Genomic DNA, 24,825 nt, shown 5'->3' with positions numbered 1-24,825 from the left:
CACAGTTCATCAATCAGGTAGTGCCCGTAGCTTCATCCGTACCCGCCCGTGTACCCATCTCTAATGGTTATTACATTGAGGCAGGCGCGCTGACCATCCTGGGGCCCGCAACGGCGACAAGATCTGGGAGACCGGTATCAAGATGTACCTATGTCGGAAGCCTCGTGGAACATGGGCCGAAATGTGGCCCTCCCCTATCCATTTCAATTGACCGGGATTCATTTTCACGTAGCTCGCGCAGCTCCTTGGCAGCATCGACGGATAGTCATGGCGCCAAAGTTGTGTCGCCTGAACAGTAGTCGCGCAGGTAGGCGAAGGGAAGTAGCCAAGACGCAAACCAGTACGCCTTGTGGGGTCCACCGAAGGGGCGGCCAGACACGTTGTTTCCTTCCGGCCGCTTCCCCTCCGGAGGTTCCCCGCTCAAGTGGCGAGAGGTCAATCAGGCGGCTAAGTTAATGCTTGCTGAGAGTCAGCTTGGCCTGCCATGTGGGCCTTGACAGTGGGGAACGCTTTCAATGAATCGTCGTCAGGGCAGCGAGCAGCGGGGTCGTTTACATCGCCTGGTGTTGGGGTCAACCAGTTCGGTGGCTGCATTCCTGGCATTCGGGGTGACGCCGTTGACCACCGCGCCGGTGGCTCACGGCGAAGACTTCGGGATCTTGGACCTTGTCGATCCTTCGAGCTGGGCTCAGCCATGGGATGGTATCGATTGGGCGTCGTTTGTTGACCCAGCCGCCTGGGACGGGCTCGCTTCGCGCCTCGGCGACGCCTCCAGCCTCGGTCTCGCGCCCGCGAGCTGGGCGACCGGTGGCGACTGGTTCGACAACTATGTCTACCAACCACTGCACGCAGGCATGGCGAACTGGATCGACAGCGACTTTGGACAGCAGATCAACGGCTTCATCAACCAGGCATCGGGGCTGTACCTGATTGGCAACGGTTCCACGGGGACCGCCGACAACCCTGATGGCGGCAACGCAGGGCTGTTATTCGGCGACGGCGGAGACGGATGGGGTTATGGCGGCAGCGGTGGTAACGCCGGGTGGATATTCGGCAACGGCGGCAACTCCGGCAGCTCCGTCGACGGTCCGAGCTTCACCGCGTACACAGAGTCAGACATCCCGGGCGCTGCCGCTGCCAGTGATCCAATCGCACCGGTCGACGGCGGACCCGGCGAAGGTGGCAACGCCGCGTTCTTGTTCGGTCACGGCGGTAACGGCACCGATGGCGGCGACGGCCAATTCGGTGGCCGAGGCGGCGTCGGCGGAGCCGGCGGTGACGGCGGTTTCCTGTGGGGCAATGGTGGCAATGGCGGTAGCGGTGGCAACGGAGGCTTAGGCGTTCTTGGCATAAACAGCGGTACCGGCGGCAACGGCGGCGCAGGGGGCACCGGTGGTGCGGGCGGGCTGCTATTCAGCAAAGGCGGCAGCGGAGGCGCTGGCGGCAACGGCGGCGAGGGCGCTACCGGGGCTTCAGGTGTAGTCGGAATCAACAACGGCGCTGGTGGTTTTGGTCGCGATGGCGGTTCCGGTGGAACCGGGGGCATTGGCGGCAAAGGCGGACTCTTGTTCGGCCCTAGCGGAGCCAACGGCGACGGCGGAAACGGCGGAAACGGCGGGACCGGAGGCAGGGGCGCGGACGGCACCGAACTTGCGCCTAACGGAGGCAATGGCGGCAACGGAGGCAATCCCGGCTCGGGCGGATCGTCGTGGGGCGGCCTCTTCGCAAACGACGGTCCACCCGGCACCTCGGGAAAATCCGGCAGCTTCGGCACCGGTGGCGACGGCGGCAATGGCTGGAGCGCCCCGGACGGCAGCAACGCATCCGGTGGGAACGGCGGCAACGGAGGTCTCGGCGGCGGCGCCAACAGCGGCGTTTCCACTAGCAACGATTGGGGCGGCAACGGCGGGAACGGCGGGAACGGCGGACTCGGTGATGGCCCCGGCCATATAGGGGGTATCGGTGGCAACGGCGGTGGCGGCGGCGCCGCTGGCGACGGTGGCAACGGCGGCAACGGCGGGGACGGCCGCAACGGTGCATTTGCCGGCCACGGAGGCTCTGGGGGCGTCGGAGGCATGAGCGGCGGACTAGGTACCCGCAGCGGAGGCCACGGCGGTGCTGGTGGGGCTAGCAATGGCGGTACGGGCGGAATCGGAGGCGCCGGAGGATCCAAGGGCTCCGTACCCGGCGCCATCTTTGGATCAGGCGGCAGTGGCGGCGGCGGCGGTGGCGGCGGCGCCGGCGACGGGGGCATAGGCGGTGACGGCGGAATCGGCGGGAGCGGAGGCCGCGCTGGCCCTGGAGGAACTGGTGGCACCGGCGGTGCGAGCGGCGGCGGTGGTGTCGGTGGTGAAGGCGGAACCGGCGGCACTGGTGGCGGCAGCAAGTACGTCGTCGGTGGAAACGGGGGCAGCGGTGGCACCGGCGCGCCTGGGGCCACCGGCGGCAATGGCGGCAACGGCGGTGACGGCGGCGACAACACCAGGGCCGGTAACGGAGGCAACGGAGGCAAGGGAGGTCTCGTCGGCCCCAACGGTGACGGACGCGGTGGCGATGGCGGCGATGGCGGGAAGGGGTTCAACGGTTTTGTCGGCGAGCCAGGCGGCACAGGCGGAGCCGGTGGTTCCGACGGCACCCCCGGCACGCCCGGCGTTAACGGCGAAGACCGCGGGTAACGCCGCCCTCCCGGCAATCCCGGTCGCCCATATCCGGTGCTAGACGCGCAGCGCCCGGGTAACTACAGATGCATGACCTCGGGCGGTCAAACCTGTTGCAGCATGGGGGCAATGCTCAAGAGTATTTTCGTGAGTCGAGGCCACTTGGATGATGGTCTGCCCGCAGAGCTTGAGGGCCACGGCCACCTTCGTAAGGCTGTCCCACGGTAGACAACATGCTCGCGCAGACTCCGATCGCTTGCACTCACATAGTCGCCAGCGCCACGGGTGTTACGTTAGTGGCCATTAACTGAAATTCACCGAGGAGCGGAGGTGCGATGGCTTCTTCCAATCCGAAGTCCATCTCGACGCGCTCGGCGGACGACGACGAGCCGGCCAGCCGGCGCAGCCGGCTCAAGTCCGACCGTCGCAGTCAGCTGCTCGCGGCCGCCGAGCGTCTGTTCGCCCAGGGCGGCTACCCGGCGGTGCGGTTGGAGGACATCGGCGCGGCCGCAGGAGTCAGCGGCCCGGCCATCTACCGCCACTTCGCGGGCAAAGAAGCACTACTGGTGGAGCTACTGGTCGGCATCAGCACCCGGTTGCTGGCCGGCGCACGCGCCGTCGAAGCCGGCGGAGACGGCCCGCAGGCAGTGCTGGATGGTCTGGTCGACTTTCATCTCGACTTCGCCCTCGGCGAGCCGGACCTGATCAGGATCCAAGACCGCGATCTGACGCACCTGCCGGCCGCCGCGCAACGTCAGGTGCGCAGCGCCCAGCGACAGTACGTCGAGGTGTGGGTGAGCGTCTTGCGCGCACTGCACACCGACCTAGCCGAAGCCGACGCGCGGCTGATGGCTCATGCCGCCTTCGGTCTGTTGAATTCGACCCCGCACAGCATGAAGCCCACCGGCACCAAGTCTGCCGGTCCGGAACGCTCGCGAGCGGTGCTGCGGGCGATGACGATCAGCGCACTGGGTGCGGCCGGAATCTGACCGGGCGCGCCGAGGTCCCGGCCGCGGACGCCACACGCAGGTACCCTGCAAGCCATGAGGTGGGCATGACCGATCCGTATCGACCGGAGGGCTCGAACCAGCCCTGGCAGCGCGGTGGGGCAGCCGAACCGCCGACCTATGGCGTTCCCCCTTACGTCGACCCGGCCTACGCCGGGCAACTCCCGATGTACCCGCCCGGCTATCCGCCGCAGGCGCCCCATCCGACCGAGCAACTGCCGCGGCAGCCTTGGGAGGGCTACCCGCCTCCGCCCGGCGGGCCGGTGGGCGGCGGCGAGGGCGGCCCACCGGAACCCCCGCGCTTTCCGAACTGGCTGTTTCTGGTAGCCGGCGGGGCCGTTCTTCTGGTGGTGGGCATGGTGATCGCGTTGGTTATCACCAATGGCTCGCAGCGCAATTCGGCCAGCGTGACGCCCGTGACACCGTTGCCGACGGCGCCGAGCACCCCGATCCCTAAGCGCGTCCCGACCCCGACGCCGCCACCGTCACGAACGCCGGCTCCCAGCACCACCACGACCACCCCGCCGCCCACCACGTCGACCAGCCCCGGCGCCGCGGAGACCATCGTCTACAGCGTCAGCGGGACCGGCAAGGCACTCAGCATCGCCTACATCGATTCCGGCGGGATCCTGCAGACCGAGTTCAATGTGACGCTGCCGTGGACCAAGCAGGTGACACTGACTCCGCCGGCGACGACCGCCGCCGCGGTCACCGTGGTCAACTTCGGCGCGCAGGTCACCTGCTCGGTGTCGGTGGACGGCGCCCAGGTGCGTCAACGCACCGGGTCGATCCTCACGGTGTGCGCCGCGGCCGGCTAAGGCGCGGGTCGCCGTCACATCCGGCGCGGCACCTTCACGGGCAGCATCGCCAACAGGCCCAGCAGCAGGACGGTGCACAGCCCGCCCAGGCCCGCCCGGTCGGTGTGAAAGACGTCGACGAAGACCGAGAACAGCAACGGCGCCAGGAACGACACCGCCCGTCCGGTCATGGTGTAGAGGCCGAACGCCACCCCTTCCATACCCTCGTCGGCCATCCGCAGCAGCAGGGTGCGTGCCGCGGACTGCGTCGGCCCGATGAACAGACACAGCAACAGCCCGCAGGCCCAGAACGCTCCCGGACCGGACAGCACCATGAGGGTGGTGCCGACGATGATCATCGCCACCAGCGATCCGACGATGACGGTCTTGGAACCGATCCGGTCATCGAGGAGGCCCCCGGCGACGGCCCCGATCGCGGCGACCACGCTGGCGGCCACCCCGAAGATCAAGACGTCGCCGGCCGAGACACCATAGACATTGACGCCCAGCACCGCCCCGAACGCGAACACCCCGGCCAGTCCGTCCCGGAAGATCGCGCTGGCCACCAAGTAGAAGACCAGGTTGCGGTCGCGGTGCCATTCGACGCTGATGTCGCGCCACAGCTGGCGGTAGCCGCCGAAGAATCCGAGCCGCCGCGGCGCCACCTCGCCCTCGCCGACCAAACGGTGCGCGGTCAACAGCAGCGGCATCGCAAACACCGCCAGCCACGCCGCGGCCACCAGCATGGCCACCCGGACGTTGTATCCCCCCTCGGTGGACAGACCCAGCAACCCGCGGGTGGGACCGTCGCCGGCGATGCAGCCGAGATAGACCAGCAGTAGCAACACCACGCTGCCGCAGTAGCCGGCCGCCCAGCCGAAACCGGATATCCGGCCGGAATTCTGCGGCGTCGACAGCTGCCGCAGCATGGCGTTGTAGGGCACGCTGGCCAGGTCGCCACAGGCGGCGGTCAGCGCGAGCAGCACCAAACCCGGGGCCAGATAGGCCGGCTCGTCTCGGATCAGGCTCATCGAGGCGGTCAGCACCGCCGCGGTACCGGTCAGCACCGCCAGCGTCACCCGCCGGCGGTGCGGCGCGCCAACCCAGACCCCGATCACCGGCGCTATGGCCGCCACGGTCAGCCCGGAGATGGCCAGGGTGCGCCCCAGCCAACTGGCCGCCGACACCTGGCCGGGAAGGTCACGACCCACGCTGCTGGTCAGATACACCGAGTACACGAAGGTGACGACGATGGCGCTGATACCGGCGGCACCGGTGTCCCACAGTGCCCACGCCACAATCCGGGATCGCCCCGGCTTGTCCGCCCCCGGCTCACCCATGACAGGCACTCTACGATTGCCCCATGCCCATTCCTGCCCCCAGCCCTGATGCCCGCGCCGTCGTCACCGGAGCGTCCCAGGGGATCGGCGAGGCGCTAGCCACCGAACTGGCCGCCCGCGGCCACGCCCTGATCATCACCGCACGCCGCGAAGAGGTACTCAACGACGTGGCCACCCGGTTGCGCGAGAAGTACGGCGTCACGGTGGAGGTGTGCGCGGTCGACCTGGCCGATCCGCCGGCCCGTGAAGCATTCTGCGCCGAGTTGGCCGAGCGGGATATCTCGGTACTGTGCGCCAACGCCGGTACGGCGACGTTCGGCCCGATCGCGGGCCTGGATCCGGCGGCCGAGAAGGCGCAGGTGCAGCTGAACGCGGTCGCGGTGCACGATCTGGTCTTGGCAGTGCTGCCGGGCATGTTGGCACGCCAGGCCGGGGGCATCCTGATCTCCGGCTCGGCGGCGGGTAACTCCCCGATTCCCAACAACGCCACCTATGCCGCGACCAAGGCATTTGCCAACACCTTCAGCGAATCGCTGCGCGGGGAGCTGTTGAAGACCGGGGTGCATGTGACGTTGCTGGCGCCCGGGCCGGTGCGTGCCGAGATGCCCGATGCCACCGAGGCGTCACTGGTCGACAGGTTGATCCCGGACTTCCTGTGGATCTCAACCCAGCACACCGCGAAACTGTCCCTGGATGCCTTGGCGCGCAACAAGATGCGCGTGGTTCCCGGGATCACCTCCAAGGCCATGTCGATGGCCAGTGGCTATGCGCCGCGCGCCATCGTCACGCCCATCGTGGGCGCGGTCTACAAGAAGCTGGGCGGCGGATAGCCCCGCGTGATCAACGCCTCCGGCGGCCGGGCCGGGCGCTGGGGCACCTCCCGCTTGCGGGGACGGGTCGCCGCCATCGGGCTAACGCCCAACCCGTTCAGTCACGACTGAACAGCGTCGCGGCTCGCCGTGTACACGGGCCGGACCCATGTCGACATTTGCCCGCCTCTGAGCGACACATGACGACAAGCTCATTCACCTAACCGGTGTTGTCGCTCAAAGCCGGGCAACTCCCGTGCCCGCGGCAATAGATGCTGCGTCGGGCCGGCCCTCACCGCCGACGGCGGCCGGTACCCATTGCGCCGCGGGTGATCTGACCGACCACCACGGTGGTGACAGCACGTGTCACCTGCTTGCCCTCCCGGGTGGAGAGGAAGTGAGCGAGCCAACGACCGAACCGCGTCCACCAATGCACTTTCGGTGGCGGCGGCACTTCGTCGTATCCCATGGGGTCGGACGGCGGTGCACTGCCCTCTCCGGCGGCGAGCTTGCCGGACAAGACCTCATAAGCCGACTCGCGATCCACGGTCTCGCTGTAGACCGCGTGCAGCGGGCTCGCGGTGGCCGCCGCTGTGATCGCCGCGTCGCCGACCGAGGCCATCAGCGATCGCGGTGCCCGCAACCGAGTCCAGGCGACCGGTGTAGGGGCACCCTTCTCCGACAGGACGGTGACGATCGCCTCGCCGATCCCCAACGACGTCAGCGCCGACTCCAGCTCATACACCTTCGTTTTGGGGTAGGTGCGCACCGTCTTGCTCAACGCCGCCTGATCATCGGGGGTGAACGCCCGCAACGCATGCTGGATCCGGGCACCCAGCTGCGACAGCACGCTATTGGGCACATCGGTGGGTAGCTGGGTGCAGAAGAACACCCCGACTCCCTTGGAGCGGATCAGCTTCACGGTCTGCTCGACCTGCTGCAGGAACGCCTTCGACGCGTCGGCGAACAGCAGGTGCGCCTCGTCGAAGAAGAACACCAGCTTGGGCTTGTCGATGTCGCCGACCTCGGGAAGCAGCGTGAACAGGTCAGCAAGCACCCACATCAAGAACGTGGAGAACAACACCGGGCGGGTCGCTTGATCACCCAGTTCCAGCAGCGAGATGATCCCGCGGCCCTGACTGTCGGTGCGCAGCAGGTCCTCCGGTTTGAGCTCCGGCTCGCCGAAGAAGGTGTCGCCGCCTTCGGCCTCCAGGTTGACCAGGGCACGCAGGATCACCCCGGCGGTCTGAGCCGACACTCCGCCCAGGTTCTTCAGCTGAGGCTTGCCGGCGTCGCTGGTCAAAAACGTGATGACAGAACGCAAATCCTTCAGGTCCAGCAGCAGGTAGCCGTTCTGGTCGGCCCAGTGGAAGATCAGGCCCAGCGTCGACTCCTGAGTGGCGTTGAGGCCCAGCACCTTCGACAAGAGGATCGGGCCGAAGCTGGAAATCGTGGCCCTCACCGGAACCCCGATCCCGCCGGTGCCCAGCGACAGGAACTCCGTCGGGAACGCCGTCGGCGTCCAGTCGTCGCCGGTCTCAGCGGCGCGCTGGGCGACCTTCTCGCCCGCTTCCCCGGCTCGCGACAACCCGGACAGGTCGCCCTTGACGTCGGCCATCAGCACCGGGACACCGGCGGCGGACAGCTGCTCGGCGATCACCTGCAGGGTCTTGGTCTTGCCGGTCCCGGTGGCTCCGGCCACCAAGCCGTGGCGGTTGATCATGGCCAGGGGGATGCGGACCTGCGCTGAGGCGTCTGCGGCGCCATCAATGACCACCGTGCCCAGTTCCAGGGCCTGGCCGTCGGCGGCGTAGCCAGCCGCGATCTGCTGCGCGGCGTTCGCCGCCGACTCGGGACTCACAGGTCACGACATTACTTGGCCGGTCGGGACCGCTGTGCGGCTATGGGAGTGGGGAACGGCTAACGTTGGCTAACTGTGAGTGCTGCACGTGACGAACTGGTCTGGATCGACTGCGAGATGACCGGCCTGGATCTGGGCAAAGACAAGCTCATCGAGATCGCCGCCCTGGTCACCGATGGTGAGCTGAACATCCTGGGCGACGGCATCGACGTGGTGATCCACGCCGACGACGCGGATCTGGACGCGATGAGCCCCGTGGTGACCCAGATGCATACCCGCTCCGGGCTGATCGAGGAGGTCAGAGCCTCGACGGTGGATATGGCCACCGCCCAGGCGATGGTCTTGGACTACATCCGCGCCCACGTCAAACAGGCCAAGACGGCACCGTTGGCGGGCAACTCGATCGGCACCGACCGCGGCTTCCTGGCCCGCGACATGACCGCGCTCAACGATTACCTGCACTACCGGATGATCGACGTCAGCTCGATCAAGGAGCTGTGCCGTCGCTGGTATCCGCGGATCTACTTCGGCCAGCCGGAGAAGGGCCTGGCGCATCGTGCACTGGCCGATATCCACGAGTCCATCCGGGAACTGAAGTACTACCGACGCACGGCCTTCGTCACCCCGCCCGGGCCCTCGACCAGCGATATTGCCGCGGTGGCGGGCGAGCTGGGGCCGCCGTCGGACGCGCCTGACTCGCTCGATTCGGTCGCTGAGCGCCCAAGCGGCTAGTATCGACGACGCTGCTGCTAGTGGGCAGCAATGGTGGCTGTAGTTCAGTTGGTAGAGCACCAGGTTGTGATCCTGGGTGTCGCGGGTTCGAGTCCCGTCAGCCACCCCAACGAGAACCCCGTCTACGCAGGTAGGCGGGGTTTTCTCGTGCAACGCCCAGCGGGGATCCGGCGGCACGCTCGAACGAGACGCCGCGCCCTGGCGGCCGGGGCGCCCCGAATCCCGACTATGGGCATTGACGCCCTCCCCTGCGTCCCCGATATTGAAGCTCTGCAGGTGCGCCCCAGGGTGTAGAGCAGCGGCTTTGGCGCCGCAGGGAGGAGCTCTTATGTCGTCGGCGACTCTCCTGATCCGCCAGTGCTCCATCGTGGGCGCCGCCGTCGCCGTCGCCGTCACCGCAGGCCTGACCGCGGCCGTTGTGCCGGTGTCGCCCAGCGACGGCACCCACCGAGCCGGCGTGCGGCTGACTGCCGGCGAGCTCGGGGGTGGCACCGCCCTGATCGTGGGTCCCAGCGGGATTCCGACACCCCCGCAGCGTTACGCCGACCTGGCCCATGACCTTTACCTGCAACCGCATGGCTTCACCGGCACCATGGAGATCCTGACCACACCCGAGCGCCTGTTCTTCGACAAGGCCGGGTCGCGGATCGAGGGCGCTGAGATCGTGACCGCCGCGATCCTCCAACAGATTGCCGGCGGAGGGGTCACCGCCGAGGACCCCGTGGTGGTGTTCGGGTATTCGCAGAGCGCCGGATTCTCCACGCTGACCATGCAACAGCTGCAGGCCGAGAGTGTGCCCAGCGACCTCGTGCGTTTCATGCTGGTCGGCGACCCCGTCGCCCCCAACGGGGGAATCTGGTCGGGTCTGGGAGTGTTCCCGGCGACGCCGGACAACCTCTACCCCACCGACATCTACAACTTCGAGTACGACGGCTTCGCGGACTTCCCCCGCTACCCGCTCAATCTGCTGTCCGTGCTCAACGCGTTCATGGGTGTCTTCACCCAGCACCTGAAATACCTGAGCGTTGATGCTGACCAGATCAGCAACGCGGTGTTGTTGCCGGGCTCGGCCGATCTCACCGGTGACGGCCTGACGAATTACTACATGATCCAAGCGCAGACCCTGCCGGTGCTGTCACCGCTGCTGCTCCTACCGGGGATCGGGCAACCGCTCTATGACCTCTTGGAGCCCGCCACGCGGATTCTGGTGAATCTGGGCTACGGCAATATCGGCGACGGCTGGTCTCCGACACCGGCCAATCTGGAGACTCCGCTCGGGCTCTTCCCCACCGATCTGGACTGGTCTGCGGTCCAACAGGCACTCATCGACGCTGCTCAGCAGGGCCTGCAGAATGCATTCAACGACCTGTTCCAGCCTTGGATTCTGCTGACGACGCCGCTGTTCGAGGCAGTTGCCGGGTTCGGTTTCTGAGCAGTTGAGGCGGCCGGTCGAGGTGTGATGTACGACCGTCTTTCCGCGTGCCGGGTTGATGTCGAGATAACGTTTTGGTTACGGTGCCTTGCGTGCTCACGCAAGGACTGGTTGATCTGCGCATGAAATCCTCCGTTCTGGCTGCGACGACTCTGTTGCCGGCCGCCGTGTTCCTGGCTGGCAGCGTTGGCGCCGAGCCGGGAAACAACGACGAACCGCCCCCTCCGGCGGCCGCCGAGGCGCCGCCGCCACCACCCGAAGACGTTCCACCCCCACCCCCAGAAGACGGGCCGCCTCCGCCGCCCTTTGACCCGCCGCCTCCGCCCCCGGAGTTCGCGCCTCCCCCACCACCCGAAGACGCTCCGCCGCCCCCGCCGCCGGATTGGGGGGCACCGCCGCCCGATTTCGCGGCGAGCTGGTCCATGCCGGCGCCGCATGCCTTGCCGCCGGGCGTGGTCAACGAGCACGGCATGCAGGTCAAAACGATCCTTGTCGCGCGCAGCATCAGCGAAACGTTCCCACAGATCAACAACATGATCGGGGTGCGGCCGGACGGCCAGCGCTGGCATCCCTCAGGCCTGGCGATCGACGTGATGATTCCCAATCCCGGCAGCCCGGAGGGCATCGCGCTGGGAGACCAGATCGTCGACTATGTCCGACAGAATGCTGATCGTTTCGCCATGCAGGACGCGATCTGGCGCGGTACGTACTACACCCCGGGAGGGCCCAGCGGCCGCGGCAACGGTCATTTCGACCACGTGCACATCACCACGTTCGGCGGCGGCTATCCCAGCGGCAGCGAGGAATACCTGGGCGGCTAGACGTCAGCGCACCGGCTCTTTGGCGTTGCCGGCCTGCCATTGCGACCAGGGCACATTCCAGTCTCCGAGCCCCTCGGTGCCGGGCAGCGGCGAGCCGATGGTGTTGTTGATCTGCACCACGTCGCCCCGCTTGACGTGGTCGTAGAACCACAGGGCATTGCTGGGACTGACGTTGATACAGCCGTGGCTGGTGTTGGAGTAGCCCTGGGCACCTACTGACCACGGTGCCGAGTGCACGAAGATCCCGCTGTAGGAGATCTGGGTGGCCCAGTCGACGTCGGTGCGATACCCGTTGGGCGAGTTCACCGGAACCCCGTAGGTCGACGAATCCATGACGATGTGCGCGAAACGTTCACCGACGATGTAGGTGCCGTTGTTGGTCGGGGTGCTCTCCTTGCCCATCGACACCGGCATGGTCTTGGCCACTTCGCCGTTGATGCGCACCACCATCGACTTGGTGTCATCGTCGACGGTGGCGATCACCTCGTCGCCGATGACGAAGTGGCTGGCGGCGTTGTCCTGCCCGTACACCCCGTTGCCCAGGTCCACCCCGTAGGTGTTGACCTGCACGTCGACATTGGTTCCGGGTTTCCAGAACGCCTGCGGACGCCAGCGCACCTCGCGATTGCTCAGCCAGTAGAAGGCACCCACCACGGGCGGATCGGTGGTGATCGTGATGGCCTTCTCGGCCGCCTCGCGGTCAACGATGTTCTCGTCGAACCGAATCGCCACCGGCTGGCCCACACCGACGACTTCGCCGTCGCGCGGCATGACGTAGGGCATGGTCAGGTTCTGCGGCGAATGGGTCTGAAAGGTCATCTGCCGGCTGGTGACGCCACCGAGTCCCAGCGCCTTTGCATTGACGGTGTAGCGCTTGTTGTAGCCGAGCTGCTCAGAAGTCGCCCAAGTCAACCCATCAGCACTGAGCTTGCCGTCCACCACGGCGCCGTACTCGTTGACCATGGTGACCGAATCCAGCACGCCGTCCTCGGCGGTGACCGTCACCGGTGCGTCCACCGCGACGCCGACAGCCTTGTCGGTGACCGACGCGGTGACCTTGGGAATCAACAGGTCCGCGAATGGGGTGCCCTTGTCGGTGATGATCTTGGCCGCCTCGGCGTCGGCGTTGCCGCCGCACGCACTCAGGCTCAGCCCCGCGGCCGCAACCACCAGCAATGCCGCCGCCCGGGACCCGAACCCCCGGCAGCGGTGTGCCAAACCAACCTGCCCCATGCTTTTCCCACCTGACCGTGCTGCTGCTGCTCGCAGGCAGTCTAGTGGGTAATCGCCCCTCGCGCTGAGCCCTTCACCTGCGCCCCCTCGCACCAGCTGATTTCGTCTCGCGGCAGGACGCCTGTTATTGTCTCTTTCGCGGTCACGACCGCAAAGCGCCGTTAGCTCAGTTGGTAGAGCAGCTGACTCTTAATCAGCGGGTCCGGGGTTCGAAACCCTGACGGCGCACTTTCTTTGCGTTTTTGGGCATCACCAGAACAGCCCGATCCATCGGATATTTGTTCGTTATCAGGAACTCCGCCGGTCCAACCCATCGGACATCGAGCAGCGGCGGGCGCGGTCATTAGGCGCGGTCCCACACAGGCCTACAAGCACCTGGACGCAAAAGACTGACATCGACCAGGGCATCTCAGTGCATAGGCCGTGGGCCTGCAGATTTCCGTAGATCCAACTTGGAGCTACCAATAGGTGGATTACTGTCCACCCGGTGGATATCCACGATGTCGACGTCGAGCGCCCACCGGCAGACGAGTCAGGCGTTACTACCGTGACCCGCCGCCAGCTCGCACTCATCATCTTGACCGTCGTAGCAGTCTGCGCGGTCATCGCCCTGCTCGTGGCCTTGGTCGTCCGTCCCGGAGCGACTTCACCGCAGCCACCACTGACGTCGAGTTACCCCAAAAGTTCCCTGCCCCCACTCGAGAGGCTCGATGCGCTCCCCGTCAAAGGCCGTGCACCCAAGACGGGCTACGACCGCGCACTGTTCGGGATCCCCTGGTCCGACGACGTCACCGTGGAGGGTGGACACAACTACTGCGATACCCGAACCGACATCCTGCGCCGCGACCTCGGCGCAGTCATGCCTGATTCCGGTTGCGCCGTCGCCTCCGGTGTCCTCAAGGACCCCTACACCGGAAAGACGGTTATCTACCACCAGGTTCCCGAAGAGTTCAGTCCTATCCAGATCGATCACGTCGTGCCGTTGTTGGATGCCTGGCAGAAGGGCGCCCAGGTCTGGGACGACTTGACCCGCCGAAACTTCGCCAACGACCCGATCAACCTGCAAACCACCACCGCGGCCGCAAACCAGCAAAAGGGGTCCAGTGACGCCGCCACCTGGCTACCAGCAAACGATGCCTACCGCTGCACCTATGCGACACGCATCGTCGAGGTGAAAGCCCGATACCGGTTGTGGGTCACCGAGGACGAGCGTGAGGCACTGGAGGGCATTCTGCGTCAGTGCGGAAAGCCGATTGCTCCGTCATCTGTGGGTACGACAACGAGCAGGCCCACGGTGACCTATCGGGCGCCCGCCCCGCCGACGACAACGCACCCTCGGTGCTATCGCAACGTCAAGGGTGTCTGCGTCCCGCTTCCCAGCGATGCCCCCTACCCTCCGAGGGGCGCTAACGCACTCTGCACCGATGGCTCCTACTCGTTTTCTGATCACCGTCGGGGTTCGTGCGCCCGCCACGGCGGCGTCCACGCGTGGCTCGACTAACCGGGCCGACTTTCCAACTATCGCCAGCGACACTGCGATACCACCTGTCTCTTAATCAGTGGTTCCGGGATTCGAAACCCTGACACCGGACCACGGCGAAGCGGCGGTCGTGGAGTCCGTTGGAGTGCAAGTCTCCACAATCGGCGAGATGCCTGACGGCGCGACAACGCACAACGAAAACCATCCAGCGTGCAGGCACCACGGCGGATTCGACTTGAACGCGGCCGCCGGCGCGCGAGCGCCGATTAGCCGATAGCTAACAGCTCGCCGCCTACCTGGCGCCGTCAGCATTAGAGCCGAGAGTTATTTCAGTGGGTCAGATTGGAGCTTGGCGACCCGGGAGCTCAGCTGGGACCACCGCTTCCGCCGTTGCCGCCGTTTCCGCCGGGGCCACCTTCGGCGCCGCCGTTGCCGCCGTCGGCCCCGTTTGCCCCTCTGGTGCCGCCGCCGTTTCCGCCGTTTCCGCCGGAGCCGTCGCCGTTGGGGCCAACGCGTCCACCGTCGCCACCGTTGCCCCCGTAGCCGACGTCGCCGTGACCGCCGTTGCCGCCGGCACCACCGATTCCGCCGTCGGCTCCGCCGCCGGTGCCACCGGTGCCACCGGTGCCGAATACCGACCCGCGGCCGCTGCCGCCATCACCGCCGTTGCCGCCGCTGCCCCCTTGACCTCCGGTGCCAGCGCCGCCGCCGCCTCCGCCGCCGCCGCCGGCGCGCATGAGCCAGTTGTCGCTGTTTCCGGCGCCGCCGGTGCCGCCCGCTCCGCCGACTCCGCCGTCGCTCGCGCCGCCGGCGCCGCCCGCACCGCCCTGACCACCACTGCCCCTAGCGCCAACGCCGGTGCCGCCGCCCGTGCCGCCGGCACCACCGTGGCTGGCAGCAGCGCCGTCGGTACCGTTACCACCATCTCCACCGTCACCGCCGGCACCACCATCGTGGCCGCTAAGCGCTGTGCTCACGCCACCGTCGCCGCCGTTACCACCGGCACCGGCAAGACTGCCGACCCCGCTGGCCGAGCCACCGTTCCCGCCGTTGCCTCCGTTACCGCCGCTACCACCGATGAGATACAGGCTGGAGATGCCTCCGCTGTCACCGCCCTTGCCGCCGACGCCACCAGTGCCTCCGTCACCGACCGAACTGCCGCCGTCGCCGCCGTTGCCACCATCACCGTGGGTGCTGAAGAAGAAGCCAGCCTGACCACCTGCCCCGCCATTGCCACCGTCGCCGGCGATGAGGCCATCAAGGCCTGCGCCGCCGTCGCCCCCGATGCCGCCGTTGCCGATCCAGCCGCCCGCGCCGCCCGCACCACCGTCAGCACCGGCACCACCATCACCGCCGTCGCCTCCGTTGCCGAGCCAGCCACCATAGCCACCTGCGCCACCAGCCACGCCGTCTTCGGCACTGCTCCAGCCGTCGCCACCGTCGCCGAAGATCCAGCCACCATTTCCGCCGTCGACAATGGTCTCGGTGCCGTCGATACCGTTGCAGATCAAGCCGCAGGCACCGCCGAAAGCAAACAACGGGTTGATCAGATCGTTGATCTGTGAACCCAACGGACTGTCAATCCAATCCTGCATCGCCGCGTGCAGCGGCAGGTAAATCAGGTTCTGGTACAGATCCGCGAACGACGTGTCGAGTGCCGTGCCCAAAGCCACCCCAGCTACGTCGTCACCGTTAAACAACGATGCGAGGTCGAACGTTGAGGCTGAGCCTGAACCATCCCAGTAGCCAGGATCAAACAGTGTCCCCCAGGCGGTGGGAGCCAACAGGTCCGCAAGAAAATCGTCAAAGTCGGCCTGCGCCGTAGGCGCCAACCCGAACGCCGCCAATGCCCCAACAGATGCCCCCGCGGCGGCCAATCGCCGTGCCGACGCAGACCCGTTTTCCTTAAGCGAACCTAAGATTTTCATGCTATATAACTACCACGACAATTAGTGAACCGCCAATCCAAATGCAAATAGTCCCAGCTCAGAGGGCGTGTTTGCCTGATTAGGCAAGCATTGGCGTCAGCGGCAGGCCCCGACGCGACCGACGAACGCGACCGGCCCCCCAAGCCTCGTAGGCCGTCGCCGTAGATAACTCGACTCGTACCACTCGGCGGCTCGGCGCCGCCCGGGGTCCCGTGTGCGGCCACACCGCGTCGTCGGTTGCTCATTTGCGCAACCGTGAAAGTTTACCTAGCGTTCACCTTGCAAGTTAGGCAGACCTAAGACTAACCGCTATTATCTGGTTCGCAGGAAACTGTGCCATAACCATGAGCCATCGCACAGCAGAGCATGAGGAGACACAGACATGGAGAGCGTTATGCATCCCGATACCAGTAGTACACATACCGGACGTACATCCCGCTTCGCGGCCGCCGGAGTTGCCCTGATGGGGGCCAGCCTGATCGCCGCGACCCCGGTCGCACCGGTACTGCCGAGCACCCAGCACCATGCCGTGCAGCTCACCGCAGACTTCCTCGGTTTGTCGTCGCTGTTCGAACGGACCGCAGACAACGTCACCGATCTGATCAACAACGCCAACGTCTTCGACGTGATCGGCCAGGTCGGCAGCAACTGGTTCGACTACGGCCACCTGATCATCGGCATGGAGAACGCCCCCCTGGACGACCGTCCGCAAGACCCCGAGCCGCGGACCATCACCTCTGGCTTTGCCGGCATCGGTGAGGCGCTCGACAAGATGATCTTCGGCGCCCCTGGCATGGCACAGGGCCACGAAAAGTACCCGGGGCTGGAAGGCCTGTTCGAGCAGATTTCCGGATCACTCAAGGATGGCGACATCTACGGGGCCTTCAACTACGTGAACATCTGGCTGCTGTACGGCATCGAAGAGGCCGGCAAGGCCCTGGGGCCGGTGCTGTCCATCCCCGCCCGCGAGATGGAGAACATCTCGAGCCTGTTCAACGAATTCACCGGGCCGCTTGTGGGTTGGGCCATGATCAAGCAGGTCGCCGACGTGCTGATGTCTCCGGCGATCGGCGCCATCTACCAGACGCTCCAGAACACCAGTGAATTCTTCAGCGGTGACATCGGTGCACTTTTCAACATGCCCGCCGATGTGCTGAACACCGTGCTCAACGGCTACATCGTGCCTGAGACCGAGAGCGTCTTCCGGGGCCTGCTCACCGAGAACGGCCTCTTCGATCTGCTGCTGAACCAGTGGCCGGCACGCGCGGCCGAGGCTCTCGAGGTCGGCACCGCGGATCTGCCGGTCAACGCCGTGGAACTGCTGTCGGGCGCGGAAGCCGGTCCTGACCTGCTGGACGGTGCTGCACTGGACAGCGGAGCGCTGGACGGCGGGCTGCTGAGCGGTGGCCTGCTGGACGTCTTCGGCCTCTAAGTCGGTAAACGGAGAAGTCGACCTGAGGAGGTCTATCGCTTCGTAGAGTTGTAGAACGCAGTCAGCGGCTGGGACGGAACCCCTAGGGTTCCCTCCCAGCCGCTGTACTTTCTGGCACCGGCGTGGCCGGTCAGCGCGACAGTCCCGGTTCATCTGCCGCGCGGACGATCCGGTAGCTCGGATCGGACATGTAGACCGGCCCGTTGCCGCTCTGGCGGGCCTTGCCCGTAACGGCCACCAAGTCGCCGGGACTGATCTCGGTGCCGCGCGCCGCACGAAATGTCACACGCAGTTCTCCGGAACCGTCCCCTATCACCACAGTCCTGGCCAGCTTGCCGCGACTGCCAGAGTCGTCGACCTCATTGACGCGGCCCTCCACCGTGGCCAGGTGACCGACGATCAGCGCGTCCACCGCGATGGCGTCCGGTGGCGGAGCCGGATGCTGGTAGCGGTCCACCTCGCGCTGGTCGTGGCGCGTCACCCACTGTTGGACCTTCCCCACTTCTCGGGCGAGGCGCTGTTCAAACATGTCCGGGAACGCCTGCCGTACACGTGACTCCACGTCGTAGGGCACGATGGTCGCCGCTGCGTCGGGAACCTGGCTCACGGCCTTGGCGATCTTGTCGGCGGTGCGGTCATGCAGCAGCCGGCCCAGCAGCGGCGCGTAGGTCCGCCGCGGCAGCAGCACCGTTACGTGCGAATCGGGGTAACGGCCACGCGCGGCGTCGACCAGTTGCTGGGCGGTGCGGGTCAGCCGGCGGTCGGGGCAGTCGACCACCCGCAGCGGGGTGTCCAGACCGTAGTACTCCCAGCGCTGACGCAACACTGCGGCATGGGCGGCATCGACCACCAGGTGCACCGCCGTCAGATCGTCGGCGTAGAGGCCTTTGCCGTAGCGCAGCGCCTCGATAACCGCGAGGTCCAGGGATTGGACGAAGACCATCACACTGTGCCGGGCGTACTTGACGACGTCCGGCCGGTCGGTGCGGAATCGCTCCAAGATGGCGGCCTCGGCTCGGTATTCGCGGTTGAGCCGGATCAGGACCAGCACTAGCACCGGGAAGACGACCACCACCAACCACGCCCCCTCGGTGAACTTCGCCACCGCGAAGATCCCCACCACGACGGTGGACAGCAGCCCGGCTGAGAAGTTGATGGCGAGCTTGTACCGCCATCCCGATTCCCGATACTTCACATGATGTTTGGACATGCCGTAGCCGGCCATCGCGAAGCCGGTGAAGACGCCGATCGCATAGAACGGCACTAACGCGTTGACCGAACCACCGGTGACTATCAGCAGGGCCACCGCCAAGACGGTCAGAACCATGATTCCGTTGGAGAACACCAGCCGGTGCCCCCGTTTGGTCAGTTGGCGAGGCAGGAAGCGGTCTTCGGCGACGAAGCTGGCCAGCATAGGAAACCCGTTGAAACTGGTGTTGGCGCCGGTGAACAGGATCAGTGCCGTCGCCGTCTGAACCAGGACATAGCAGATCTGCCCCAGCCAGCCGCCACCGAACACCGCGCGGGCCACCTCGGACAGCACCGAGGGGTATCCGGCCACATATGGCGGGGTGTGGGTGCGGTAGGCCAAATAGGTGACGCCGGCCAGCAGAAACCCCAGAATGCACGCCATCGTGGTGAGCACCCGCCGGGCATTCGCGCCCTGTGGCTTGTGAAAGACGCTGACGGTGTTGGAGATCGCCTCTACACCGGTCAGCGATGACCCGCCGTTGGCGAACGCTCGCAGCACCACCAGGATGGTCGCCCCCATGATCAGCCCGTTGCCCTGATGGACCGGCACCGCTCCGGGGAGATGCTCCGCGTCGTAAACCGGTAGACCCCAGAAGATCTCGCGCACCACTCCGGTGACGATCATCAGCCCGAGCATGCCCGCGAAAAAGTAGGTCGGTATCGCGAAGAGGCGGCCCGCTTCGCGCAGACCCCGCAGGTTCGCGTAACACATCACGATCACCACGACGACGGTGATTTCCAGGCTGTAGGGCCCCAGCGGTCGGATCGCGGACACGACAGCGACCGTTCCCGCCGCCGCTTGCACCGCCACGGTCACCACGTAATCGATGAGCAGGGCGGCGGCGGCGACCTGGGCCACCCGGGGCCCGAAGTTCTCCCGCGACACGATGTAGGAGCCACCGGCCCGGGTGTAGGCCATCACCACCTGGCGATACGACGCCGTGACCAGCACCAGGATCACCAACACCACCCCGGTGATGGGCAACAGCAGCGCGAATGCGGCTAAGCCGGCGAACGGCAGCAGCTCGATCAGGATCTCTTCGACGCCATAGGCGTTCGAGGAAATCGCATCGGGTGAAAGGACCCCTAGCGCAACCGGATTCGACAAGTGCTCGGAGCGCAGGGCACCAGTGACCAGCGGCCGTCCCAGCAGCAGCCGCTTGAGCGAATAGCCGATCGGGTCGGGCCGCGGCGCCGGAGGCTGTTGGGGGCGCACCGCAATATCTTCACCCCGGCAGCGTCACGCCGCCAGACCCAATTTTCGCGCCGGGCGCGAGGATCTCAGCGGTTGCGGACTCGGCGAATCGCCAGAACGAGGACCAGCCCGCCGACACCGACCAGCGAAGCCAGCACCGCGGGCTGCGTGACGATCTCCACCGCCCTGGCCTTGGCGCGGTCGGCCAGACGACGGGGGTTGGCCCGGTCCGCGAGAATGTCGACCGTCGATGCCAGCTGATCGCGGGCCTGATCGATGTCCTTTTTGATCGTGTCGGGATCGCGCTCCGCCACTGTCGTCCTCCCTGTCCGATGCTGCCCCTGTCGAACTACCCTAGAGCAGCCGGGGCCAGCCTCCCGCTCCGGCGAGCAGAAAGGGGCTTTTCAGTGACCGACACCGCACGCCTGGCGCCCGGCGACGAAGCGCCCGCGTTCAGTCTTCCCGACGCCGACGGCAACACCGTGTCACTGGCGGACTACCGAGGACGCCGCGTCGTGGTCTATTTCTACCCGGCGGCCTCGACCCCCGGCTGCACCAAGCAGGCCTGCGATTTCCGGGACAACCTGCGCGACTTCAACGACGCCGGCCTAGACGTCGTCGGCATCTCCCCCGACAAGCCCGCCAAACTGGCCAAGTTCCGCGATGCCGAGGGGCTGACTTTTCCGCTGCTCTCGGACCCCGATCGGGCGGTGTTGACGGCGTGGGGCGCCTACGGCGAGAAGAAGATGTATGGCAAGACCGTGCAGGGCGTGATTCGCTCGACTTTCGTGGTCGACGAGCAGGGCAAGATCGCCGAGGCTCAATACAACGTCCGGGCCACCGGGCACGTGGCGAAACTCCGGCGAGACCTGTCCGTCTGACTGCCGCAAACAGGCCAACTCACAACACGAACTTGTGGCCTAACAAGGACAAACCCCCTAGCCACGGGCTAGTGTCTGGCGAACCATGGGTACCAACGGTCGGGTAGCGCGTCCGATCGAGCGGCCACGACGGCGCACCACTCCCAATCCGTTGGAAGGTGAGGAATATGACTGTGCACAGCTGGGCTGTGATCGGGGCAGGGCCGGCGGGGATAGCCGCGGTGGGCAGGTTGCTCGACCACGGCATCCGCGGAGACCAGATCGCTTGGGTCGACCCGGACTTCGCCGCCGGCGACGTCGGTACCAAATGGCGTGCCGTTCCCGGCAACACGCACGTCTCACTGTTCCTCGACTACTTGAACACCTCGCCGTCTTTTCGCTTCGCCGAGGCACCCCCGTTCGAGCTGACCACCATCGACCCCGGCCAGACCTGCCTACTGGGCCTGGTTGCCGAACCACTGGTGTGGATCACGCAACATCTACGCGAGCGGGTCCACGCCTTCCGGGGAACGGCGACAGAGCTCACACTGCACGACCGGCGGTGGGTGGTGCGCACCGCGGATGCCGAGATCGAGGCCAAGAACGTCATTCTTGCCGTCGGCTCGATTCCCAAGAAGCTCGATCACCCTCACTTGGAAGAGATTCCGGTAGAGGTGGCGTTGGATCCCTACAAGCTCGGACAATTAGATCTCACCGACGCCACGGTGGCCGTCTTCGGATCGTCACACTCCACCATGGTGGCCCTGCCCAATCTGCTGACGACGCAGGTGAACAAGGTGGTCAACTTCTACCGCAGCCCCACCAAATACGCGGTGTACTTCGGTGAGGAGATCCTCTTCGACGACACCGGCCTCAAGGGCAACGCGGCCGTATGGTCCCGGGAGAACATCGATGGAACCTATCCAGAGCGCCTGCAACGGTATTGGGTGAACAGCCCGGAGTTCGCCGAGCAGCTGCAGAGCTGCACTCACGCCATCTACACCGTCGGCTTCAGTCGACGTCAGCTCCCGGCGACCCCACAGTGGGGCGAGCTGGAATACGACCCGGTCAATGGGATCCTCGCGCCGGGACTGTTCGGCGTCGGCATCGCCTTCCCGGAGTACGGCATCGATTCCTTCGGGTCTGGCCAGTACCGAATCGGCCTGATCAAGTTCATGCAACGCGTCAATACTGCTCTGCCGCTGTGGTTGAACTACGGCACCTAGCGTCCACCTGGGCGCCGGCACCCATCAGCGTGGTGTGCCGGCGCCGCCGACGTGATTCAGCAGATCTCGGACCGCTCCGGCCGGCGGGGTCCGCCCACCGGTCCAGATCGCCCGCAGGTCACGGCGCAGGTCCAATTCCGGTACCTCCACGTGACGTAGCCGGCCGATTGAGAGGTCTTCGGCGACAGCGAGTCTGCTCATCACCGCTGGCCCGGCTCCGTGCAGGACGGCGCCGCGAACAGCCACTGAGGAGGACAGCTCCAATACCGGGCGGGCCTGTTCGACACCGTCGCCCAGGGCTGCGCGCAGCGCCGCTGTCAGCCAGTCCCGGGTGCCGGATCCCTGTTCCCGGACGACCAACGGCGTCTGGCTGAGTTCTTCTGCGGTAACGCCTTTCGCCCGCCGAACCCACTTGTGGTCAGGCGGCACGATCACCACGAGACTGTCCTGTGCGACGACCCGGCTGCGGACTCCGCTCAGCGCGCCCGGGCTCTCGATGAAACCCAGGTCCGCCGATCCCGCTCGGATGCTCGCGATCACCTGCTCACTGTTGGTGGCCGTCAGAATGACTTCGGGGATCTCGCGGCCCGCGCGGGTGGCGAAGGTCTGCAACGACACGAGCCATCGGGGTATCAGCTGTTCGGCGACCGTCAGGCTGGCGGCCACTTTCATCTTTTGGCGACTCTCCGCCCGCAGCGAGGCCAGTCCGGCATCTACTTGGCCGGCCATTTCCAGCAGCTGGTCCGCCCACTCCGTGACCACGGCACCCGCGGACGTCAGCTGCGAACCACGGGCACTGCGCAGCGCCAACCGCACACCGGTCTGGGCCTCCATGGCTGACAGGCGGGCTGAAACCGCCTGCTGTGTCATCCCCAATTGCCTGCCCGCAGCCCCGAGGCTGCCCGTTCTGGCGATGGCCAGCAGCACCTCGAATGCCGACAGGTCGGGCATGCGGGAGCTCAGCGCCATTGCCTCATGCAACCACAAGTCACGGTTGTGGGCCGGCGAAGCGAGCAACGGCTCCCAGCTTCGCCAGGAGCAGCGCCTCAGCGGTAGCGGCGCGTTCGAGCACGCCCAGATGCAGGCTTTCATTGATGCTGTGCGCCTGCGTGCCGGGATCCTCGACACCGGTGACCAGGATGGTGGCCTGCGGATAGGCGGCGGCGAACTCCGCGATGAACGGGATCGAACCGCCCATGCCCATGTCGATGGGTTCGTTCCCCCACGCCTGGGCGAACGCAGCCCGGGCCGCGTCATAGACCGGTCCGGTGGCATCGATGGCATAGGGCGCACCGACGTCGCCCGGGGTGACCGTCACCTGCGCCCCCCAGGGGGTATGGCGCTTCAGATGGTCGGTCAGGGCGTCCAGGTGTGCAGCAGCATCACCGCCGGGGGCCACCCGCATGCTGATCTTGGCGCGGGCCCGCGGGATCAAGGTGTTCGACGAAGCGGCGATGCTCGTGGTGTCGATGCCGATCACGGTGATCGCAGGCTTTGCCCACATCCGCTGCGGCACAGATCCGGTACCGATCTCGGTCACCCCATCGAGCAGGCCGGTGTCGGCGCGTACCCGATTCGGGGGGTAATCGACGGGCGCAGCGGTGCTTTCGTGGAGTCCGGCGACCGCGACATTTCCCTCGTCGTCGTGCAGGCTTGCCAGCAGCCGGACCAGGACGGTCAGCGCGTCGGGCACCACACCACCCCACAGTCCGGAGTGCAGGCCGTGGTCGAGCGTCGCGACCTCCACCACACAGTCGGCCAGACCGCGCAGCGACACCGTCAGCGAGGGCACCTCGGCGCTCCAGTTGTCGGAGTCGGCGATGATGATCACGTCGGCGCGCAGCGCATCCCGGTGCGCGGCGAGCAATGCCCCCAGCGAGGGCGATCCCGACTCCTCCTCCCCCTCGACAAAGACCGTCACACCCACCGGCGGACGTCCCCCGTGCGCCCGGAACGCCGCCAGATGCGTTGCAATGCCCGCCTTGTCGTCAGCGGTGCCGCGACCGTAGAGGCGCCCGTCGCGTTCGGTGGGCTCGAACGGCGGCGAATCCCACTGGGCGGGGTCCCCCTCAGGCTGCACATCGTGATGGGCGTAGAGCAGCACCGTGGGGGCGCCGGGGGGCGGCGGGTAGTGGGCGATGACCGCCGGCGCACCACCCTCGGCGACGATCGTTACCTGGGGAAAACCCGCCTGGCTCAGCAGATCTGCCACCCGCTGGGCGCTGCGGTGCACCTCGGGGCGGCGGGCCGGGTCGGCCCACACCGACTCGATACGCACCAAGTCCTCGAGGTCGGCGCGCACCGACGGCAGGACGTCGCGGACCAGCTGCACCAGATCGCTCATGGCGTCGAGATTAGCCGCTGATCACACCTCAAGGATGGCGACAGCGGCCGCGGTGTCGGCCTCGTGCGTCAGCGACACGTGGATCGTTACGTCGGCCAGATGTTGCGCTATCTCACCGGAAAGGCGCACCTTGGGGCGGCCCCACATGTCGGTGACCACCTCGATGTCACGGTGGATCGCCTCCGGCAGCACCGGCTTCTGCGCAAACCGCGATCCCGACCACGCCTTGATCACCGCTTCCTTGGCCGCCCAGCGGGCCGCGAGATGCCGCGCCGCCGAAGAACTCTTGTCCGAGGCGTCGCGGCGCTCCCCGGGGGTGAACGTCGCTGCGAACACCGTCCCCGGTTGGTCGACCTGCTCGGCGAAGTCGGAGATCGACACCAGGTCGATCCCGACACCCACGATCCCCATAGCGGCGAC

The 24,825-nt window shown here is 66.5% G+C and carries 20 protein-coding genes and 2 tRNA genes; 13 read left to right on the top strand and 9 right to left on the bottom strand.

Going from position 1 to position 24,825, the window contains the following annotated elements; genetic code table 11:
- Nucleotides 1–515 precede the first annotated feature (515 nt).
- The 3 genes from G6N09_RS14720 to G6N09_RS14710 all read left to right on the top strand — a co-directional run bounded on the left by G6N09_RS14720 (nucleotide 516) and on the right by G6N09_RS14710 (nucleotide 4,482).
- The gene (locus G6N09_RS14720; protein WP_163752817.1) at nucleotides 516–2,675 is read left to right on the top strand and encodes a PE family protein; all 2,160 of its coding nucleotides are present in this window, start codon (nucleotides 516–518) and stop codon (nucleotides 2,673–2,675) included.
- 317 nt (nucleotides 2,676–2,992) lie between these two features.
- Nucleotides 2,993–3,646 (top strand): SACE_7040 family transcriptional regulator, encoded by a 654-nt coding sequence (locus G6N09_RS14715; RefSeq protein ID WP_083022151.1) that lies wholly within the window; start codon nucleotides 2,993–2,995, stop codon nucleotides 3,644–3,646.
- 65 nt (nucleotides 3,647–3,711) lie between these two features.
- Nucleotides 3,712–4,482, top strand: a complete 771-nt coding sequence (locus G6N09_RS14710) for an MmpS family transport accessory protein (protein ID WP_109558745.1) — start codon at nucleotides 3,712–3,714, stop codon at nucleotides 4,480–4,482.
- 14 nt (nucleotides 4,483–4,496) lie between these two features.
- Here G6N09_RS14710 and G6N09_RS14705 read toward each other — a convergent pair whose 3' ends face one another.
- Nucleotides 4,497–5,801 (bottom strand): MFS transporter, encoded by a 1,305-nt coding sequence (locus G6N09_RS14705; RefSeq protein ID WP_083022149.1) that lies wholly within the window; start codon nucleotides 5,799–5,801, stop codon nucleotides 4,497–4,499.
- Nucleotides 5,802–5,824: 23 nt separating this feature from the next.
- Here G6N09_RS14705 and cmrA point away from each other — a divergent pair, with 23 nt between their 5' ends.
- Nucleotides 5,825–6,631 (top strand): mycolate reductase, encoded by an 807-nt coding sequence (gene cmrA / locus G6N09_RS14700; RefSeq protein ID WP_083022148.1) that lies wholly within the window; start codon nucleotides 5,825–5,827, stop codon nucleotides 6,629–6,631.
- A 271-nt stretch (nucleotides 6,632–6,902) separates the two neighbouring features.
- On the opposite strand, the gene G6N09_RS14695 is transcribed toward cmrA, so the two are convergent.
- Nucleotides 6,903–8,471, bottom strand: coding sequence for a helicase HerA-like domain-containing protein (locus G6N09_RS14695; protein WP_083022147.1), 1,569 nt, complete (start codon nucleotides 8,469–8,471; stop codon nucleotides 6,903–6,905).
- Nucleotides 8,472–8,588: 117 nt separating this feature from the next.
- On the opposite strand from G6N09_RS14695, the gene orn reads away from it, so the two are divergent.
- The 4 genes from orn to G6N09_RS19545 all read left to right on the top strand — a co-directional run bounded on the left by orn (nucleotide 8,589) and on the right by G6N09_RS19545 (nucleotide 11,456).
- Nucleotides 8,589–9,203, top strand: a complete 615-nt coding sequence (orn, locus tag G6N09_RS14690; RefSeq protein ID WP_234806869.1) for an oligoribonuclease — start codon at nucleotides 8,589–8,591, stop codon at nucleotides 9,201–9,203.
- A 33-nt stretch (nucleotides 9,204–9,236) separates the two neighbouring features.
- Nucleotides 9,237–9,312, top strand: a tRNA-His gene (locus tag G6N09_RS14685).
- A gap of 219 nt (nucleotides 9,313–9,531) precedes the next feature.
- Nucleotides 9,532–10,635, top strand: a complete 1,104-nt coding sequence (locus G6N09_RS14680; protein ID WP_083022145.1) for a PE-PPE domain-containing protein — start codon at nucleotides 9,532–9,534, stop codon at nucleotides 10,633–10,635.
- A 122-nt stretch (nucleotides 10,636–10,757) separates the two neighbouring features.
- Nucleotides 10,758–11,456 carry a VldE C-terminal domain-containing protein gene (locus G6N09_RS19545; RefSeq protein ID WP_170309972.1) on the top strand — a complete coding sequence of 233 codons (699 nt, stop codon included), beginning with the start codon at nucleotides 10,758–10,760 and terminating at the stop codon, nucleotides 11,454–11,456.
- Nucleotides 11,457–11,459: 3 nt separating this feature from the next.
- Here the strand turns inward: G6N09_RS19545 and G6N09_RS14670 are convergent, their stop codons facing one another.
- A complete protein-coding gene (locus G6N09_RS14670; RefSeq protein ID WP_083027590.1) occupies nucleotides 11,460–12,689 on the bottom strand; it encodes a L,D-transpeptidase in 1,230 nt (409 codons plus the stop codon).
- Nucleotides 12,690–12,844: 155 nt separating this feature from the next.
- Here G6N09_RS14670 and G6N09_RS14665 point away from each other — a divergent pair.
- Together G6N09_RS14665 and G6N09_RS19540 are read left to right on the top strand one after the other, a co-directional pair.
- Nucleotides 12,845–12,917: transfer RNA gene (locus G6N09_RS14665), tRNA-Lys, on the top strand.
- A gap of 259 nt (nucleotides 12,918–13,176) precedes the next feature.
- Nucleotides 13,177–14,190, top strand: coding sequence for a GmrSD restriction endonuclease domain-containing protein (locus G6N09_RS19540; protein ID WP_133053104.1), 1,014 nt, complete (start codon nucleotides 13,177–13,179; stop codon nucleotides 14,188–14,190).
- Nucleotides 14,191–14,534: 344 nt separating this feature from the next.
- On the opposite strand, the gene G6N09_RS14655 is transcribed toward G6N09_RS19540, so the two are convergent.
- Nucleotides 14,535–16,097: a PGRS repeat-containing protein gene (locus G6N09_RS14655; protein WP_163752815.1), complete on the bottom strand. Its 1,563-nt coding sequence runs from the start codon at nucleotides 16,095–16,097 to the stop codon at nucleotides 14,535–14,537.
- Between the two features lie 382 nt (nucleotides 16,098–16,479).
- Here G6N09_RS14655 and G6N09_RS14650 point away from each other — a divergent pair, with 382 nt between their 5' ends.
- Nucleotides 16,480–17,529, top strand: coding sequence for a hypothetical protein (locus G6N09_RS14650; protein ID WP_083027591.1), 1,050 nt, complete (start codon nucleotides 16,480–16,482; stop codon nucleotides 17,527–17,529).
- 130 nt (nucleotides 17,530–17,659) lie between these two features.
- Here the strand turns inward: G6N09_RS14650 and G6N09_RS14645 are convergent, their stop codons facing one another.
- Together G6N09_RS14645 and G6N09_RS14640 are read right to left on the bottom strand one after the other, a co-directional pair.
- Entirely contained in the window at nucleotides 17,660–19,996 is a 2,337-nt protein-coding gene (locus G6N09_RS14645; protein WP_083027592.1) for an APC family permease, read from the bottom strand.
- A gap of 65 nt (nucleotides 19,997–20,061) precedes the next feature.
- Nucleotides 20,062–20,289, bottom strand: a complete 228-nt coding sequence (locus tag G6N09_RS14640; RefSeq protein WP_083027593.1) for a DUF3618 domain-containing protein — start codon at nucleotides 20,287–20,289, stop codon at nucleotides 20,062–20,064.
- A 93-nt stretch (nucleotides 20,290–20,382) separates the two neighbouring features.
- On the opposite strand from G6N09_RS14640, the gene bcp reads away from it, so the two are divergent.
- Nucleotides 20,383–20,856, top strand: coding sequence for a thioredoxin-dependent thiol peroxidase (bcp, locus tag G6N09_RS14635; protein WP_083027594.1), 474 nt, complete (start codon nucleotides 20,383–20,385; stop codon nucleotides 20,854–20,856).
- A gap of 167 nt (nucleotides 20,857–21,023) precedes the next feature.
- Complete coding sequence (locus G6N09_RS14630; RefSeq protein WP_179959842.1) at nucleotides 21,024–22,061, top strand: FAD-dependent oxidoreductase; 1,038 nt, start codon at nucleotides 21,024–21,026, stop codon at nucleotides 22,059–22,061.
- Nucleotides 22,062–22,085: 24 nt separating this feature from the next.
- Here the strand turns inward: G6N09_RS14630 and G6N09_RS14625 are convergent, their stop codons facing one another.
- From G6N09_RS14625 to acpS, 3 genes are read right to left on the bottom strand one after another with little or no spacing between them, the layout of a single operon-like run.
- On the bottom strand, nucleotides 22,086–23,030 hold the full coding sequence (locus G6N09_RS14625) for a LysR family transcriptional regulator (protein WP_083027595.1): 945 nt from the start codon (nucleotides 23,028–23,030) through the stop codon (nucleotides 22,086–22,088).
- Between the two features lie 19 nt (nucleotides 23,031–23,049).
- Nucleotides 23,050–24,405 carry a dipeptidase gene (locus tag G6N09_RS14620; RefSeq protein ID WP_083027596.1) on the bottom strand — a complete coding sequence of 452 codons (1,356 nt, stop codon included), beginning with the start codon at nucleotides 24,403–24,405 and terminating at the stop codon, nucleotides 23,050–23,052.
- Between the two features lie 21 nt (nucleotides 24,406–24,426).
- Complete coding sequence (acpS, locus tag G6N09_RS14615) at nucleotides 24,427–24,816, bottom strand: holo-ACP synthase AcpS (RefSeq protein WP_083027597.1); 390 nt, start codon at nucleotides 24,814–24,816, stop codon at nucleotides 24,427–24,429.
- Between the last annotated feature and the right edge of the window lie 9 nt (nucleotides 24,817–24,825).

Origin of the sequence: Mycolicibacter minnesotensis (genome assembly GCF_010731755.1) — a bacterium.
Lineage (GTDB): Bacteria > Actinomycetota > Actinomycetes > Mycobacteriales > Mycobacteriaceae > Mycobacterium > Mycobacterium minnesotense.
This window is presented reverse-complemented; position numbering and strand designations above follow the sequence as displayed.

Coding starts and splice junctions, on each gene's coding strand:
- G6N09_RS14720 (WP_163752817.1), top strand. CDS start 516: ATGAATCGTCGTCAGGGCAGCGAGCAGCGGGGTCGTTTACATCGCCTG.
- G6N09_RS14715 (WP_083022151.1), top strand. CDS start 2,993: ATGGCTTCTTCCAATCCGAAGTCCATCTCGACGCGCTCGGCGGACGAC.
- G6N09_RS14710 (WP_109558745.1), top strand. CDS start 3,712: ATGACCGATCCGTATCGACCGGAGGGCTCGAACCAGCCCTGGCAGCGC.
- G6N09_RS14705 (WP_083022149.1), bottom strand. CDS start 5,801: ATGGGTGAGCCGGGGGCGGACAAGCCGGGGCGATCCCGGATTGTGGCG.
- cmrA (WP_083022148.1), top strand. CDS start 5,825: ATGCCCATTCCTGCCCCCAGCCCTGATGCCCGCGCCGTCGTCACCGGA.
- orn (WP_234806869.1), top strand. CDS start 8,589: ATGACCGGCCTGGATCTGGGCAAAGACAAGCTCATCGAGATCGCCGCC.
- G6N09_RS14680 (WP_083022145.1), top strand. CDS start 9,532: ATGTCGTCGGCGACTCTCCTGATCCGCCAGTGCTCCATCGTGGGCGCC.
- G6N09_RS19545 (WP_170309972.1), top strand. CDS start 10,758: ATGAAATCCTCCGTTCTGGCTGCGACGACTCTGTTGCCGGCCGCCGTG.
- G6N09_RS14670 (WP_083027590.1), bottom strand. CDS start 12,689: ATGGGGCAGGTTGGTTTGGCACACCGCTGCCGGGGGTTCGGGTCCCGG.
- G6N09_RS14655 (WP_163752815.1), bottom strand. CDS start 16,097: ATGAAAATCTTAGGTTCGCTTAAGGAAAACGGGTCTGCGTCGGCACGG.
- G6N09_RS14650 (WP_083027591.1), top strand. CDS start 16,480: ATGGAGAGCGTTATGCATCCCGATACCAGTAGTACACATACCGGACGT.
- G6N09_RS14630 (WP_179959842.1), top strand. CDS start 21,024: ATGACTGTGCACAGCTGGGCTGTGATCGGGGCAGGGCCGGCGGGGATA.
- G6N09_RS14625 (WP_083027595.1), bottom strand. CDS start 23,030: ATGGCGCTGAGCTCCCGCATGCCCGACCTGTCGGCATTCGAGGTGCTG.
- G6N09_RS14620 (WP_083027596.1), bottom strand. CDS start 24,405: ATGAGCGATCTGGTGCAGCTGGTCCGCGACGTCCTGCCGTCGGTGCGC.
- acpS (WP_083027597.1), bottom strand. CDS start 24,816: ATGGGGATCGTGGGTGTCGGGATCGACCTGGTGTCGATCTCCGACTTC.